This window comes from Vibrio profundi (assembly GCF_043642225.1).
Classification (GTDB): domain Bacteria; phylum Pseudomonadota; class Gammaproteobacteria; order Enterobacterales; family Vibrionaceae; genus Vibrio; species Vibrio profundi_A.
On the sequence record NZ_JBHZSF010000001.1, the window covers coordinates 331,875 to 346,796 of the forward strand.

A 14,922-nucleotide genomic window follows, 5' to 3' on the forward strand; every position below is an offset into this window, starting at 1 on the left:
CATCGCTTAAGAGAGCCATATAAATACCGTTTCACTATTTGGGCCCCATAAAACAAAACCCGATGCCTAATGGCATCGGATTTTAATCGTTTTCTGCAGAGCTAACTCTCTACAGCAAGCATCAGTTCTTTGGACGAATAAACGGCATGTGACGGTTCACGTCTTTGTATAGCAAGTAACGGAACGGACCAGGGCCACCTGCGTAACAAGATTGAGGGCAGAATGCGCGTAGCCACATGAAATCGCCTGCTTCAACTTCAACCCAATCTTGGTTCAAGTGATAAACGGCTTTACCTTGTAGAACGTACAAGCCATGTTCCATCACGTGAGTTTCATCGAATGGAATCACAGTACCCGGTTGGAACGTCACAATATTTACGTGCATGTCATGACGCATATCAGCAGAGTCAACAAAGCGAGTTGTTGCCCAGCCATCGTCAGTATCAGGCATTGAGATAGGGTCTAAATCGTTTTCGTTAGTAACGAATGCTTCTGGAACTTCTAAGCCTTCGACAAATTGATACGCTTTACGCACCCAATGGAAGCGAACTGGTTGGTCGTTATTGTTGTGTACCGTCCAGTTGCAACCCGGTGGTAAGAATGCATAGCCACCTTCAGTCATGTGGTGTGGTTCACCTTCAATGGTGATATCCATTTCACCAGACACAACGAAAATCACCCCTTCCGCCCCGGGATCAAGCTCTGGTCGGCTAGAGCCACCTTGCGGGTCAATTTCTACGATGTACTGAGAAAACGTTTCTGAAAAACCACTTAGCGGACGGGCAATCACCCACATACGCATGTTGTCCCAGAACGGTAGAAAGCTGGTCACGATATCTGTCATCACACGCTTAGGGATAATAGCGTAAGCTTCTGTTAATACAGCGCGATCTGACAATAATTGTGTTTGTGGAGGAAGGCCACCTTGCGGTGAATAGTACTGGTGTTTATTCGTCATTTCTTGTGATCCTTCATACAAGACTGGTTAATCCATAATGTGCAGGCACGGTTTGCACCACATCACCTACACATACTCATTTTTGGGGGCTGCAGTACACGACTGCAGTTATTCTTATTCAATAGCGATTAGTGTTGGAGCAACTAATTTAAGAACTCAGTCTAGTATGCCCGAAACCTTTACGATTGATAATTTAAATAATTTAATTATTATCAGTGGATATCCCACTAGTTAGACAGGTCACACTATGCAGCATACGTTAGACCCTATTTTGCTACGCAGCTTGGTGGCGGTTGTTGATTCAGGCAGCTTTACGCGCGCCGCAGAGAGCACCCATCTCACCCAGTCTACAATTAGCCAACAAATCAAAAAGCTAGAGGCGCAACTCGGCTGTGAGCTACTGACTCGTAAAAAGCGCCACACCATTGCAACACTAGAGGGCGAACGCATTGTCACGTATGCTCGGCGTATTTTGGCGATGATGGAAGACGCCATCGCCCAAACCGCGATCAGTGCAGAGCAACGCCCAATCCGACTAGGAGTGCCAGAAGACTTCGCCACTCACGAGCTCATGCCGACTTTAACCCGCTTTGCCAAAGCCTTTCCCGAAGTACGATTAGAAGTAAAAAGCGGCTTATGCAGTGATATTTGGAATCAGTTTCAGAATCAAGATCTCGACCTAGCTCTGGTCAAACATCGCCTTGGCACCGCGCAAGGTGAAGCCAGTTGGTCAGAACCTCTATGTTGGATTGATGGAAAAGGTAGCGATAACTTGAATCAATCAACGGTTCCTTTAGTCGGGCTACCTAGCACTGGGCTCTATCGCAGTGAAATGGCACATACCTTTGATCTGCTCGAACGAAAATGGCGAATGGCGTATATCACCACTAGCTTATCTGGCGTAGGCTGCGCGGTAGAAGCAGGGTTAGGTATTTCCTTGTTGCCAAAACGCCTCGTCACCGATTCCCATCAAATACTTGGTGAAGAATCTGGGTTGCCAGACATTACCCCGCTAGAACTGCTGCTTCACGTTGGGCAGCAGCAATCGACCCAAACCAAACTGCTGGCTGAATACTTAACAGAAGCGTGTGATGGCATTTTTGAGTCGGTTTAATAAACCGCTCATACGTACTAACTCACACGGCTAATCTAAATACCAAAAGCCTTAGCGATGCTCACCGCTAAGGCTTTTTAATTGGCAAAATTCTCTAAGAAGCGAATGGTAGGTTAAGCGCAAACCATCATATTTGAGCCTGCTATATCGCTTGCTTGTTGGCGGTTTTCTCTCGATTTATTGGCCCATACTTTCTCGTGGAAGTAGTAAGCGAATGAGTTAATCGTTGGCTCAATCATCGCAACTACACTACCAATCAATGCATCGCCCGTTAGTAAGAAAGTCACGGTGAACGCCACGCTAAAGTGCACCACAGCAAAACTGGCCGTTTTAATACGAGTCATCGCTTTATAGCGCTTCAAAAATGGCACGGTTTGCCACACTTTTTCATGGAAGTAGAAAGCCACGGTGTTCACAGAAGGCTCAATCATGGCAATCAAGCTGCCTAACAACAAATCCCCCACCAGTAAATAGGTCACCATAGTGGCGATGGTAAAGTGGATTACTGCGAATGTTATTGTCTTAATCATGATCTTGCCTCTTACCGCTCTTTCAGTGTTGATGCTATTATTGAGAATTATTATCAACAATAGAAATAGATCATTCCTATTACTCTGATTGTTCGTGCCTGTCGAAGATAAAGCCCCTTGTGCGTAATAAAGCGTTGGAGAAAAATGCGAACTCTTGCAGCTTGCTCACAAACAAATGCCCATCAAACACGCTACATTGGAGGAAAATCCAATGAAAGAAGCAGCTTATGATATTGATTACAGGTGCAAGCAGCGGCTTAGGAGCTGCATTAGCAAGCCTATACAGCCAAGAAGGTCACCCATTAACGCTGACTGGGAGAAACAAGCAAAGGCTTAACCAGGTAGGCGAGGATTTAGAAAATAGCGCTAATCTTTGTGTCGCTGATCTTTGTTCAGCCGACAGTATCAGTACATTATTTGATTCACTGGCTGAGCCACCTAAAACCGTTATTCACTGTGCTGGGAGTGGCTACTTCGGCAATATCGAAACTCAAGAGCCATCGGCAATCAAGCAACTGCTAGACAACAACGTCACATCATCTATCTTATTGCTTAGGGAGTTAATCACGCGCTACCGCGATCAACCGGTGAATGTGGTGGTCGTGATGTCGACCGCTGCCCAAGCTGGTAAGGCAGGGGAGTCGACTTACTGCGCTGCTAAATGGGCAGTAAAAGGGTTGGTTGAATCACTGAGGCTAGAGCTCAAAGGCAGCCCCATGAAATTAATTGCGGTTTACCCTGGCGGCATGAATACTGATTTTTGGTCAACAAGTGGCAAGGCGCTTAATACCGATAATTTTATGACAGCCCACGAAGCGGCCACCATGCTCAAGCAAGCCCTCACCAGTGCAAAGCACGGTTACATCTCTGATATCACAATCAACCGTGGTTAAAGCTCTTTCAAATCGGCATTACAGATTTATCACAGATGACTGTAATGCTAGTTTCTCTTAAGAGTCAGGGATAAAGCGTTCGCTGACCTGGCCACGTGAACCCTTGGGAGATATCTTGAATACCTGAAACGGTTTGACCATCTACGGCGTTATACAAAAAATAAGCCGCATAACCTTCTAGATGAGAGGTAATGAGTTGACCTATAAAAAGAAACTAATGCATCAAGTCACACTAATAATCCTCAGTGATGGATGTTTTATAAATCAAGTGTAAGGTTCTGATTTTTAATAGATCCAGATGAAGAAAATGAAAATAAAACCGTTACTGTCTCTGATGCTATCTCTTCCATTGATGTATGGCTGCGCTTCAAATTCAATCTCAGAACCGAATGGCCAGGGAGCGATTGCATTTGGTACTCGAGTGATCAATAACTTCGACACCCACCCCTGCGCTAGAGTGGAAATATTGATGTGGGAGATGGTTAGCGGAGGTGAATACAGCCAGAGCCCTGTTGAACTTTCTTTCTATCCAAAAACCAATCAAGATTACGTTTTGTTCAACGATATCAAACCTGGTTTCTACCAAATTCGAAGTATGAAGTGCCATGCAAGAACCAACGAAACCCTCAACGGGAAAAGATTCCTGGAGTTTCCTTATTCCTTTACGGAAACCATCGAGCCGAATCTGATTACGCTTTCTACATACTCTTACTATGGTGAAAATACTGAGCTATACCGATTCACCGCCGAGTTAACTTATGGGTTATTGGCGCTCGATCGAGAAAAAATTGAGACCAACATTCAATCCCAGCCTAACTTCACTGGCTGGAGCTTTCGTGAACACCACTAGACGCTCTACTTAGTCCACACATAAATACGCCTTCCAACCATGGAAGGCGTTTGTGTTTCAAACGAACTACATAAACTAAGCCTGAATTCAATTAGCGTATCGTGGGACCGCTATTCTCATTGGCATTTTGGTAATGAGCTTAAATATTGGAGGAACAAAATAGAACGACAAAATGGTCGTTAACGCCGTTCCCCCTGCTATTGCGACTGCAAATGGAGGCCAAAACCCACCACCTGCCAAAATTAAAGGCATAAAGCCACCAATCGTGGTGATCGTGGTTGAGGTAATATGGCGAGTACAGCTCATAACCGCCTCTAAGATCGCCTCAGAGTCACCTTCTCTTGCTTTAGGGTTCGCCCTTAACTCGGCCAAAATGACAATCGCTGCATTAATCGCTAAGCCAATCACACCAAGCATCGCAATAATCACGGTAAAGCCAAACGGGTAATCAAATATCCATACCGACAAGATCCCTAACCCTGCCGCTAGCCCTGCGACTAAAAAGATCACGCCACTTAACCGGAAAGAATTGAAAGACAGAACCACCACCAGAACCATAAGCACCATGACCACAGACATATTGCCGATCAAGTGACCCACAGACTCATCTCGCTCTGCTGATTCCCCACCAATTTCAATGTGATAACCGGCCGGAAATGGATACTTATCAAGCTCTTTTCTAAATTCATTCAACACCGTTTGAGGAAGCACCCCTGCCTGAATATAGCCTTCAATTGTATTTAAGCGCACACCATTGCGGCGGGTAATGCCACCACTGCTTGGGGCTACTTCTAGGTTAGATAAATTCAATACCGAAACCCCAACACTAGACTCAGTGTTAGCCGAGGGGAAACGTAAGTTGTTTAAATCATTATAACTTTCTCGTTCTGCGTCATTTACTCGAACTCGAACAGGGATCGATTCTGTTCCCTCAATGATGCTGCCACTTTCACGCCCAACCAAAGTCGATTGCAGTAAGCCAGCAAACTGGTTGAGGCTGATGTTATTTAATTGGCTCGTTTCTTCATCCACTTCAACTTGGAACTGAGGGATACCTGAAGACAAGCTTTCACGAGTATGGGTAACATGTGGAACATTGGACAAAATCAGTCGAACATCCTTACCTATGGACTTCAACGTATCTAAATTATTTCCATATATTCTGAGCTCTATTGGCGCATTAAAAGGAGGGCCTTGCTCAAGCTTCCTTACTAAAATTTGAGCTTCAGGGATTCGCTTATTCAATTCGTCTTGTAACTCAGGAATCAAGCGATTGGCTTCTTCAAAGTTGGTGGTTTTCACCATAGCTTGAGAGAAGTACGGCGCTTTTTGTTTTCCGCCAACCATGTTGTAGTAAAACGAAGGGAAAGAAGCGCCTACTAACCATTGAACTTGCTCTACTGCTTCATCTTCCAAAATGATGGCATGAATTCGGTCTGTCGTTTCTTTAGTGGCATAAATGCTCGCTTGAGGGGACATATACACCTGAATTTCAAACATATCGCGATCAGAAGCTGGAAAGAATTGTTCAGTGAGTTGCGAAGTGCTCCAAAAGCCCATAAGCGGTAATGTCATACTCAACGCGATAGCCACTAAAGGGTAACGAATCGCCCATGCAACAGAACGTGAAAATAGGCGGCTCATCACTGAGATCGTAATACCGGTTTGGTACCACCCCGCTGAAGAATGATGGCTAGGAAGATAGACACTCGAGATCGCAGCAATCACGGTGTGCGAGATAATATATGAACCCACTAATGAGAAAGACACCGTTAATGCAATAGCGCCAACAAATTCCCCTGTCGCCCCCGGCATTAAAAAGATCGGAGCGAATGCTAGTACTGTGGTTAACGTTGAACCAAGCAGCGGCACCCAGAGGTGTTGGATAGCTTCCCTAGCCGATTCCAACCTACGCATTCCTTTTAGGCGGTAACTTTGAATGGTATCCACCATCACGACCGCGTTATCAACCATAATCCCAAGTGCCACAATAAACCCAGTCAAAGACATTTGGTTTATCGGTATTTGGAAATATTTCATCATCGATAGCGTAAGTAACATCGTCAAAGGCAAGGCCAACGCGATCACCAATGCAGCGCGGATACCCAAAGTAAACAGCAGGACAATCAGCACTAGGACAAAACCGATAACTAGGCTCTCACCTAATTCCAATAAGCGATTTTCGGTATAACCTTGCTGGCTATACACCACATCCACTTTTACTTCGCTCGGTAATTCTTGCTTAAAGTTTTCAACGAGCTTCATTGCATTTGGCGTCCATTTATCGACACGTAGATGCTTTTGCATTCTCGCGCCAACGATCATGCCAGGCTCACCATTCACTAACGCAAGCTCATCATAAGGTGTTTTTGCTTTACGGGTGACCTCTGCGATATCCCCAACTCGTACGGTATGACCGTTATGATCGATGAATACTGGTACTTTTCTTACTCGTTCAATGGAATCTAGGCTCGAGGAAAGCTCTAAGCCAAACCGAGTAGAACGATTCACCAACTCACCTGCGGAGTTCTTAGCATCCGCGCCTTCCAATGCACTGGCGAGCTGTTGCGCAGATACTCCCAAGATCGCCGCTTTATCTATATCGAAGTTAACGACGATTTCTTCATCCATCACCCCGTATTCATCCACAAAATCTGTACCCGATAAAGTGCGTAAACGAGTTCCTAACTCCTTCGCATATCGTCCTAACGCCAATAAATCAGCCTCACCTTTCCCTTGCCACGCCAGGGTGAAAATCGTGGTGAACGCATAAGAGCGATCACTATCTAGCTCTGGAGACAAGGCGTCACTCGGTAATTCCCTTTCCACGTCAGAGAGCTTATCGCGAATCTTGGACCATACCGGGTCGGAATCCGTGATGGATTCATTCAATTCTACGCCAATGGAAGACACCCCAAGACGAGAAGTGGAAGTGATCAGATTAATTTCATTGACTTGTCGAAGCTTATTTTCGATGACCTCCGTCACCAAAGACTCAACCCGATTAGCGCTCGCGCCAGGGAAAATGGTGGTGATATTCGCGTTTCGGTTAGAAATGACTGGGTCTTCTGCGCGGGGCAAACTGTTAAATGCCGACAACCCACTCACGATCAAAAAAGAGACAACCAATACCATCAAACGAGTATTCGACAGTATCGAAGAAAAGGTATTCATGATCTTACTCCGCCGCTACTTGAACCGTTTGGCCAGGAACCACTTTATGCAGCCCTGTCGTAATCACCTGCTCACCACTTTCTAAGCCACCTTGAACGTAAACCGAATCATTATTGGCAAATAACACCCGAACAACGCGGCGTTCGACCAACTTTTGCTGTTCATCTGGGGTCAAAGTATAGATATTCCATGTGCCGCGAATGCCATCAATCAATGCCGTGGTCGGCAACCAGAATCCCTCATCGGCATAGGTTTTTTGATATTTTAAATACGCTAATTCACCGTCTAACACCTTTGCCTCGTCTTCTAGTAAGAAGCGCAAACTAATGCTACGAGAGGTAATGTCGACGTTGGATGCGTTTGAAATAAGTGTGGCGGAGTATTCGCGGTCATTGACTCGGATAATATGTTGAGATTGCGCTTCAATATCTTTTAGATCATCACTATTTATCCCAACAACGGCTTCTTTCCCGCCAGTAGAAAGCAGAGATAACGTCGATGTACCGACACCCACGACATCGCCGATGGAAACAAAACGCTTACTGACCACGCCTGCGTATGGCGCTCGAATGGTGGATTTCTTAATTTTTAGTCGGTTAGCTCCAATCGCAGAATTCACACGTAATGCATTCGCAGCCAACGCTTCTTTTTGACTGATCAACGCATCAATTTCTGACTCTGAGCTAAACCCTTTTTTCTTGAGCGCATATTGTCGATTCAAGTTAGCTTTGGTCAACTTCTGCTGAGACTTGATTTCATCAAGCTGCGCTTGAAGTTCGTTCAATTCAGCATCCAATAATTGCGTGTCTAAACTGACCAAAGGCTCGCCTTTCTCTATCGAATCACCTGTATCTACCCACAATTTGGACACCTTACCAGACAGCTCAAACCCTAAATTGGCACGTTGCCCTGAGTTCACCACCCCGACATATTCGCGATCTACGCTGTATGCACTGCTTTTACTCGCAGCTTGTGCACTCACTGTTAGCACCTCAGGTACTGGTGTATCAGCAGCAGGAGACTCTGAGCACGCTGAGAGAAAAAGAGCAGAAGCCAGAATAACCCCGGCCTTGGGTAAATGTTGAATCGCCATACTTAGCACCTTTGATGTAACGAATTACTTACAATCAAACTAGACAGTCTAGTTTGATTGTTATTAAACAATACCAAAACTAGACTGTCCAGTTTGATCTTGATATTGTTGCGCCCACGCACAAAAGATCCCGAGCCAATGATGACAAGTTCTAGTGAATTAAAAAGAAAGAGAATCCTAGTCGCCGCAACAGAGTTGTTTGGTCTTCATGGGTATGGCGCCAGTATGGATAGCATTGCTAAGTTAGCCGATGTTTCAAAGCAAACGGTCTACTCGCACTTCAAAACCAAAGATATTCTTTTTGAAGTCTGTATGAAGCAGAAGTGCCTAGAGTATCAAGCCGATCAGGCCATTTTCGATCCTGATGCAACGGTTGAAGATGCCTTATTTGAATTTGCATTGGGCTTTCATCAAACCCTACTGAACCCAGGCGCGCAGCGCACATTTCGTAATGCCGTAAGTAACATCGAAACTCACCCAGAATTTAGCCGTACCTATTTAAAGTTTGGCCCAGAGCAAACCAGCGAGATCCTTCAGCAATACTTAGAGAAAAAAGTCGTTGATGGCACCTTGAAGCTCCAACTTTCGAGCCACGAAAGTGCGGTTCAGCTATTGCTTATGTTTCATGGTCAGGCCGTATATTGGCGCTACCTTGGGGCGGATTTCGAACAAAGCGACGCTGAGCGTGACACCTATTTGAAAGGTTGTGTCGATATGTTTTTAAGCCAGACTAAGGTCCGCTAACCTCCAATTGACTTCACCAAAACTAAAAAAAGCGGCACATGGCCGCTTTTATTGATGTATACGTGATTAATCAAGCTAGCTGAGCTTTCAGCCTCGCAACTTGCTCTTCAAATATCGCTTTATCTTTTAACGAGTATGATCTCGCGACATTTATCCACTGTAATCCCGTTTCATCAATGTGCCTAAACTCTATCTGGAGCGCATAACGTGCACATCGAAACATGGCGACCGCAAACCCAAAAGCCGTTAATAAACCGGCTAAAACCTGCAACCATAATGGGCCACCTTCAAATTGCGTTAACGCTAGCCACACGCCTCCTGAGAACAAAAACACCCAAAATATAATTTGCCCAAGATTATCCAACAACGACAGTTTTTTGATGCGTATATCATTGATCTTAGATACATCATAACGGTCTTGTTTAAAGTGGAAACTTGTCGCTTCTACTTTGAAATCACTATTTTTATACATTCTTTTCTCTACTTGATTATTTTGCTTAAACAAATACAACAACCAACGCCAACTGAGGCGGTCAAACCGTTCAACAAATGCAACTGAATGACTAAGGCAATTTATCAAATCAATGAATAAAAAAGAAGAATTATAATTTACAGAGTCTATCAATTAGGTTCAGAGAGATTTCCGAGTCGCTTCAAACGCAATTCTGATATTCTTAACAGACCAATACTAATTTAGTTGTCTAGAAGCGGTGTTATGAAAAAACTGACCATACTTGATGGTGGAATGGGGCGAGAATTACAAGAAATTGGCGCGCCATTTTCTCAGCCTCTATGGAGTGCTCAAGCACTTATCGAATCTCCCCAACACGTCACCCAAGCACACCAACACTTTATCGATGCTGGCGCAGAGATCATCACAGCCAACAGCTATGCATGTGTCCCCTTTCATCTAGGCGATGAGCTCTATCACAAACAAGGGGCTGAGCTGGCACGCCAAGCTGCACTCATCGCAAAAGGGTGCGCCTTAAATTCCCCAGAACATGTATTAGTTGCCGGAGTCATTCCTCCTGCATTCGGTAGCTACCGTCCAGATTTATTCGAGATCGAGCCTGCGCTCGAAATCAATTCGGCTTTATATGAAGCGCAAGCGCCTTATGTTGATCTATGGATTGCTGAGACCATCTCTAGTATTCAAGAGTTTGAAGCCATTCATTCCGTGCTTAAACATTCAGACAAAGATGTCTATTACGCTTTTAGCTTAGAGGACAAAGTCAGTAAAACCTCAACATTGCGTTCTGGACAACCGGTGGCGATTGCAACAGCACTAGCCTGTTTTACCAAAGCCAAAGGCATTTTGTTCAACTGCTCCGTTCCAGAGGTCATGGAGCAAGCGATTTTAGATGCCAAACGCGTTATCGAACAATACGGGGTTGATATTGAGATAGGGGTTTACGCCAACAATTTCATTCCGATTGAAAGCGAACATGAAGCCAACGACACCCTGCAAAGCCTACGTGAACTGACACCGTCAGACTACTTGGTGTACGCCAAACACTGGCAAAGTATAGGGGCAACTATCATTGGTGGATGCTGTGGCATCGGGCCGAGTCATATCCAAGCACTCAAAGATTGGAAACAGAGCCGTTAGCGTATCGAACCACTGCCACTTTGGCTCGACAATCAGTTAAATCAGCCGGACGCTATAAAGACATAGTGAATCCGGCAAATCGGCTAGCTCCCCATTTTTCCTAGGTCGCTCACTGCCGCGCCCCAAGCCGTTCTCTGCTCTTTATCCGACATAATAATAGAACCAATCAGAGTCAGTTCTGCAGCTTCTATGCCGCTGAATTGAAGGGTGAATTTATCAAGTTGCTCAATGATTGGGTTGGCTTGTTCTTGAGCAAAATCTTCAGGCGCATCCATTGTGATGATCAAGCGTGAAGTCTTGCCTTTTAACAACTGCTCAGGATAGACACTGCCTTGAGAGTACTGGAATGCAAAACCTGGCAGGAATGTTCTGTCAAATAGTCCTTTTAGCTTCGCAGGTAATCCTCCCCACCAAACGGGGGTCAGAATCACCACATGCTCAGCCCATAATAAGGCTTCTTGAAACGCGACTAAGGCATCTTCAAGAGGCTGTCTAGAATCGTACCCATTCTCTAAACTCGGGGTGAAATCAAGGTCGGAAAGGTCGAAACGCTTTACCTCATAATATTCCCGAGCCTCCACTTCATAACGATCGGCTAGATGCTGATCATAACTTTTCGCTTTAGGGTTACCGTTTAGTATTAATATCTTTTTCGTCATCTTACTCATTCCATTTTTTGGGGTTCGATGACGAGTCTAATGTCTCCCCTTAGGGGCAGAGTCAACCCATAGAGGACAATTATCGATTTCATAGATACACGACTCGATACGTTCGATTTTTTTCTCCATATCGGCAATCTGATCGCGCAGCTGCTGACGAATATCGAGGAGAAACGAACCGATGGCTGACCAATCCGCTTCACCATCCTGATACACGATCAATTCCTTGAGCTGAGATAAAGTCACCCCAAGAAGTTTCGCTTCTTTAATCAGGTTCAGTATTTCAATATGAGAATCCCCATAAACACGGTATTTACCATTGCGAGGAGGTGGCAAAATCAAACCTTTTTCCTCATAAAGACGAATCGCTTTGATTGATAAACCGGTCTTTTTTGACACTTCACCAATATACATTGAACCCATGACTCCTCCCTTTTGAGTTCTGAATCAAGAAAACGAACACGAGTAAAAACAGGTTACTTCGCGTCAGCAAGCACTCACTTTTCAACCAGCAACTTACGTAACAAAGAGGCTAATTGCTCTTGCTCTTGGGGCTCCAATACACTCAGCATATTATCCATATTACCTACATGTGCATTTAACGCAGCATCAATGTGTTCCATCCCTTCGTCAGTCAGGGTGACTTTACAGCTGCGTCTATCTTGGTCGCTTAATAGTCTTTGCACAAATCCACGTTTCACCAATTGCTCTATGCGCGTGCTAACTGCGCCAGAGGAGAGCATTAATGTTTTATATAGCTCCGTAGGAGTAATGCCAGCAGGATCGCTGCGGCGCATGGTTGCCAAAATATCAAACTCAACACTACTCAGATCATGAGCTTTAAATACCGAGTCCATCTGAGCTTTCCATTGATTGCTCGTACGTCTCAAACGCCCCACAACCCCCATTGATGAGCAGTCCAAATCTGGCCGTGCTACAGCCCATTGCTCCAAAATCTTATCAACGCTATCTGTCGACATTTTTAACTCTCCAGAAAATATCTTTTAAAAAAGATACTTGATTGATCGATAAAAACCCATTACTTTATAAAAAGTATCTTTTGTAAAAGATACTTTTTATAAAGACAGGAGGACGAACGCATGGAACGAAATACAACTATTGCAATGGTGGCACTAACGGCAATCGCGCCTATCGTGTGGGGAAGCACTTACATTGTGACAACCGAATGGCTACCCGAGAACAGCCCTTTGTTTGCATCGGCCATGCGAGCACTCCCGGCAGGATTACTCCTTATTGCCTTTACCCATAGTTTTCCTAAAGGGCTTTGGTGGCTTCGCATCGCACTGTTGGGGATCTTAAATATTGGGCTATTTTTCTACTGCCTATTTTTTGCGGCTACACACTTATCCGGAGGTATGGCCGCCATGGTGATGTCCGTGCAACCTGTCATTGTGACTCTACTCAGCTGGTATTTTCTAAATCACTCGGTGACAGCGAGACAATGGATCGCCAGCCTGATCGGGATCTTGGGAATATCACTGCTCGTACTCAATAGCACTCAGTCCGTCGATTTGGTGGGAATACTAGTCGCCCTTATAGGCACACTTAGCATGGCGACGGGCGTCGTCTTAACGAAAAAATGGGGCAGACCGGCAGGAATGACATTGCTCGGATTCACTGGCTGGCAACTCTTCTTTGGCGGCGTAGTGCTGCTGCCAATCGCATTACTAGTAGAAGGCATCCCCGCTCAAATCACAGCAATAAATTATGTCGGATATACCTACTTAAGCCTAGTCGGCGCCATTCTCGGTTACGCATTATGGTTTCGAGGTATTGAAAAACTACCACCGATTACCGTCTCTTTTCTAGGGTTCCTGAGCAGTGTTTCTGCCTGCTTGCTTGGCTATGTTGTGCTTAATCAAACACTGACATTCATTCAGCTACTCGGCACCGCTTTCATTCTTGGCTCCATTTTATTGGTCGCCACTCAATCAACCACTTCACAATCAAGCCGCCCAAAAACAGGGCTGCGTTTTACCGAAACTTTAAAAGGACACTAATATGAACATCACTATCGTCTCTGGCAGCCAACGTTCTCAATCACAAAGCTTGAATGTGGCACATTATCTTAAATCACTATCTCAAGCGCACTTCGAACAGGTAAACGTGCTTGATTTACACGAGCTCAACCTGCCGTTTTGGAATGAAGGAGTGTGGCAGAAAACAGAAGAATGGGATCAATGGACGCCGATTGCCGAATCGTTAAAGCAGTCCGATGCGTTTATCTTCATCACCCCTGAATGGCATGGTATGGCGACACCGGCATTGAAAAACTTTTTGATGCTAACGACCGATGATGAACTCGCGCATAAACCTGTGTTGTTGGTCAGTGTTTCCGCTAGCATTAACGGCGTTTATCCAATCAGTGAACTGCGATTAAGCGGTAACAAAAACAATCACGCCTGCTTCTTACCTGATCATCTGATATTCAGAAACATTGAAGGACTTATTTCGGAAGACTTCCAATGCCAGGACCCGAGCTTGCATCAACGTAGCCAATACACAATCGAACTGCTCGCCAACTATGCACGAGCATTAGCTCCGGTACACCGGGACCTACTGGAAGCGGGGAAACCTTTCCGCTATGGGATGTAAGCATCACCACCCATCAAAAAAGGAAAAGCACTGCAAACACAGTGCGTTTCCTTTTCTCCAGATGAAGCCATAAACCTCTGACATCATCCATGGTTACTCTGGCATGCTCAGTGAAGCGCTACGTTTTTCTCTTTGTTTAACGAGCTCTCTAACGGTGCAAACCCGTGGAAAACGCTTTGTTCTTTGTCTGTCATAATTTCAAACTCATCCAGCCAATAGATATCTGCCAATAGCCGAACATCGCCAATTAAAATACTGCTTTCCAACTCACTCAACTGACACAGTTCTTTCTCCCAGCTTGTAGAAATATCGATGACAATCATTCGTTCAAGCGCCAAAAATTGATGGCTAAAATGCTCATACAGAGACTCTATATTTTTCGCATGGCTTATCACCAAGGTGCATTTTCCCTCGCCTATATCACAAACTCTGTATTTACGATCGTTTAAGTATATTGTGCAATCCACGATAATTTACCCTCTATCATTTATTTCACGTCCATTGTTTTTGATTAAAAGGTTGGCGACGAGGAATTAGAGAAATTCAAAATTGAACTCGGCGTATCAGTGGAATAGCAACAAAGAATTTCTCTAATTCATAGTCTAAGTAAGCTCTACCCCTTAATTTATGAGGCATCGTTTCTGCAGAGGAAATTGCAGTACTTCCCCCGATGCCCTCTCGT

Annotated in this window: 16 protein-coding genes; 7 read left to right on the forward strand and 9 right to left on the reverse strand. The window is 44.8% G+C overall.

The genetic code is table 11. The features are described from left to right. Window positions 1-121: 121 nt before the first annotated feature. Window positions 122-958 carry a bifunctional allantoicase/(S)-ureidoglycine aminohydrolase gene (locus ACHUFI_RS01570; protein ID WP_137356602.1) on the reverse strand — a complete coding sequence of 279 codons (837 nt, stop codon included), beginning with the start codon at window positions 956-958 and terminating at the stop codon, window positions 122-124. 247 nt (window positions 959-1,205) lie between these two features. On the opposite strand from ACHUFI_RS01570, the gene ACHUFI_RS01575 reads away from it, so the two are divergent. Next, the gene (locus tag ACHUFI_RS01575; protein WP_394246421.1) at window positions 1,206-2,072 is read left to right on the forward strand and encodes a LysR family transcriptional regulator; all 867 of its coding nucleotides are present in this window, start codon (window positions 1,206-1,208) and stop codon (window positions 2,070-2,072) included. A 113-nt stretch (window positions 2,073-2,185) separates the two neighbouring features. On the opposite strand, the gene ACHUFI_RS01580 is transcribed toward ACHUFI_RS01575, so the two are convergent. Beyond that, window positions 2,186-2,602 (reverse strand): DUF2061 domain-containing protein, encoded by a 417-nt coding sequence (locus ACHUFI_RS01580; protein ID WP_394246423.1) that lies wholly within the window; start codon window positions 2,600-2,602, stop codon window positions 2,186-2,188. Window positions 2,603-2,829: 227 nt separating this feature from the next. On the opposite strand from ACHUFI_RS01580, the gene ACHUFI_RS01585 reads away from it, so the two are divergent. Next, window positions 2,830-3,495 carry an SDR family NAD(P)-dependent oxidoreductase gene (locus tag ACHUFI_RS01585; RefSeq protein ID WP_394246425.1) on the forward strand — a complete coding sequence of 222 codons (666 nt, stop codon included), beginning with the start codon at window positions 2,830-2,832 and terminating at the stop codon, window positions 3,493-3,495. A gap of 307 nt (window positions 3,496-3,802) precedes the next feature. Further along, the gene (locus ACHUFI_RS01590) at window positions 3,803-4,345 is read left to right on the forward strand and encodes a hypothetical protein (protein WP_394246427.1); all 543 of its coding nucleotides are present in this window, start codon (window positions 3,803-3,805) and stop codon (window positions 4,343-4,345) included. An 87-nt stretch (window positions 4,346-4,432) separates the two neighbouring features. Here the strand turns inward: ACHUFI_RS01590 and ACHUFI_RS01595 are convergent, their stop codons facing one another. Together ACHUFI_RS01595 and ACHUFI_RS01600 are read right to left on the reverse strand one after the other, a co-directional pair. After that, window positions 4,433-7,519: an efflux RND transporter permease subunit gene (locus ACHUFI_RS01595; RefSeq protein WP_394246428.1), complete on the reverse strand. Its 3,087-nt coding sequence runs from the start codon at window positions 7,517-7,519 to the stop codon at window positions 4,433-4,435. A gap of 4 nt (window positions 7,520-7,523) precedes the next feature. Continuing rightward, on the reverse strand, window positions 7,524-8,612 hold the full coding sequence (locus ACHUFI_RS01600; RefSeq protein ID WP_394246430.1) for an efflux RND transporter periplasmic adaptor subunit: 1,089 nt from the start codon (window positions 8,610-8,612) through the stop codon (window positions 7,524-7,526). A gap of 138 nt (window positions 8,613-8,750) precedes the next feature. Between ACHUFI_RS01600 and ACHUFI_RS01605 the strand changes: the two genes are divergently transcribed. Beyond that, window positions 8,751-9,356 carry a TetR/AcrR family transcriptional regulator gene (locus ACHUFI_RS01605; protein ID WP_394246431.1) on the forward strand — a complete coding sequence of 202 codons (606 nt, stop codon included), beginning with the start codon at window positions 8,751-8,753 and terminating at the stop codon, window positions 9,354-9,356. 70 nt (window positions 9,357-9,426) lie between these two features. Here ACHUFI_RS01605 and ACHUFI_RS01610 read toward each other — a convergent pair whose 3' ends face one another. Beyond that, window positions 9,427-9,828 carry a hypothetical protein gene (locus ACHUFI_RS01610; protein WP_394246433.1) on the reverse strand — a complete coding sequence of 134 codons (402 nt, stop codon included), beginning with the start codon at window positions 9,826-9,828 and terminating at the stop codon, window positions 9,427-9,429. A 243-nt stretch (window positions 9,829-10,071) separates the two neighbouring features. Between ACHUFI_RS01610 and ACHUFI_RS01615 the strand changes: the two genes are divergently transcribed. Further along, on the forward strand, window positions 10,072-10,965 hold the full coding sequence (locus tag ACHUFI_RS01615; RefSeq protein ID WP_394246435.1) for a homocysteine S-methyltransferase family protein: 894 nt from the start codon (window positions 10,072-10,074) through the stop codon (window positions 10,963-10,965). Between the two features lie 83 nt (window positions 10,966-11,048). Here the strand turns inward: ACHUFI_RS01615 and ACHUFI_RS01620 are convergent, their stop codons facing one another. The 3 genes from ACHUFI_RS01620 to ACHUFI_RS01630 form a co-directional block, all read right to left on the reverse strand. Then, complete coding sequence (locus ACHUFI_RS01620; RefSeq protein ID WP_394246437.1) at window positions 11,049-11,624, reverse strand: NAD(P)H-dependent oxidoreductase; 576 nt, start codon at window positions 11,622-11,624, stop codon at window positions 11,049-11,051. 36 nt (window positions 11,625-11,660) lie between these two features. Further along, on the reverse strand, window positions 11,661-12,047 hold the full coding sequence (locus tag ACHUFI_RS01625) for a MerR family transcriptional regulator (protein ID WP_394246438.1): 387 nt from the start codon (window positions 12,045-12,047) through the stop codon (window positions 11,661-11,663). A 74-nt stretch (window positions 12,048-12,121) separates the two neighbouring features. Continuing rightward, window positions 12,122-12,604, reverse strand: a complete 483-nt coding sequence (locus tag ACHUFI_RS01630; RefSeq protein WP_394246440.1) for a MarR family winged helix-turn-helix transcriptional regulator — start codon at window positions 12,602-12,604, stop codon at window positions 12,122-12,124. A 120-nt stretch (window positions 12,605-12,724) separates the two neighbouring features. Between ACHUFI_RS01630 and ACHUFI_RS01635 the strand changes: the two genes are divergently transcribed. Then, a complete protein-coding gene (locus ACHUFI_RS01635; protein ID WP_394246442.1) occupies window positions 12,725-13,645 on the forward strand; it encodes an EamA family transporter in 921 nt (306 codons plus the stop codon). A gap of 1 nt (window position 13,646) precedes the next feature. After that, window positions 13,647-14,240, forward strand: a complete 594-nt coding sequence (locus ACHUFI_RS01640) for an NADPH-dependent FMN reductase (protein ID WP_394246443.1) — start codon at window positions 13,647-13,649, stop codon at window positions 14,238-14,240. 107 nt (window positions 14,241-14,347) lie between these two features. Here the strand turns inward: ACHUFI_RS01640 and ACHUFI_RS01645 are convergent, their stop codons facing one another. Further along, window positions 14,348-14,635: a hypothetical protein gene (locus ACHUFI_RS01645; RefSeq protein WP_394246948.1), complete on the reverse strand. Its 288-nt coding sequence runs from the start codon at window positions 14,633-14,635 to the stop codon at window positions 14,348-14,350. Window positions 14,636-14,922: the final 287 nt, after the last annotated feature.

Coding starts and splice junctions, on each gene's coding strand:
- ACHUFI_RS01570 (WP_137356602.1), bottom strand. CDS start 958: ATGACGAATAAACACCAGTACTATTCACCGCAAGGTGGCCTTCCTCCA.
- ACHUFI_RS01575 (WP_394246421.1), top strand. CDS start 1,206: ATGCAGCATACGTTAGACCCTATTTTGCTACGCAGCTTGGTGGCGGTT.
- ACHUFI_RS01580 (WP_394246423.1), bottom strand. CDS start 2,602: ATGATTAAGACAATAACATTCGCAGTAATCCACTTTACCATCGCCACT.
- ACHUFI_RS01585 (WP_394246425.1), top strand. CDS start 2,830: ATGATATTGATTACAGGTGCAAGCAGCGGCTTAGGAGCTGCATTAGCA.
- ACHUFI_RS01590 (WP_394246427.1), top strand. CDS start 3,803: ATGAAAATAAAACCGTTACTGTCTCTGATGCTATCTCTTCCATTGATG.
- ACHUFI_RS01595 (WP_394246428.1), bottom strand. CDS start 7,519: ATGAATACCTTTTCTTCGATACTGTCGAATACTCGTTTGATGGTATTG.
- ACHUFI_RS01600 (WP_394246430.1), bottom strand. CDS start 8,612: ATGGCGATTCAACATTTACCCAAGGCCGGGGTTATTCTGGCTTCTGCT.
- ACHUFI_RS01605 (WP_394246431.1), top strand. CDS start 8,751: ATGATGACAAGTTCTAGTGAATTAAAAAGAAAGAGAATCCTAGTCGCC.
- ACHUFI_RS01610 (WP_394246433.1), bottom strand. CDS start 9,828: ATGTATAAAAATAGTGATTTCAAAGTAGAAGCGACAAGTTTCCACTTT.
- ACHUFI_RS01615 (WP_394246435.1), top strand. CDS start 10,072: ATGAAAAAACTGACCATACTTGATGGTGGAATGGGGCGAGAATTACAA.
- ACHUFI_RS01620 (WP_394246437.1), bottom strand. CDS start 11,624: ATGACGAAAAAGATATTAATACTAAACGGTAACCCTAAAGCGAAAAGT.
- ACHUFI_RS01625 (WP_394246438.1), bottom strand. CDS start 12,047: ATGGGTTCAATGTATATTGGTGAAGTGTCAAAAAAGACCGGTTTATCA.
- ACHUFI_RS01630 (WP_394246440.1), bottom strand. CDS start 12,604: ATGTCGACAGATAGCGTTGATAAGATTTTGGAGCAATGGGCTGTAGCA.
- ACHUFI_RS01635 (WP_394246442.1), top strand. CDS start 12,725: ATGGAACGAAATACAACTATTGCAATGGTGGCACTAACGGCAATCGCG.
- ACHUFI_RS01640 (WP_394246443.1), top strand. CDS start 13,647: ATGAACATCACTATCGTCTCTGGCAGCCAACGTTCTCAATCACAAAGC.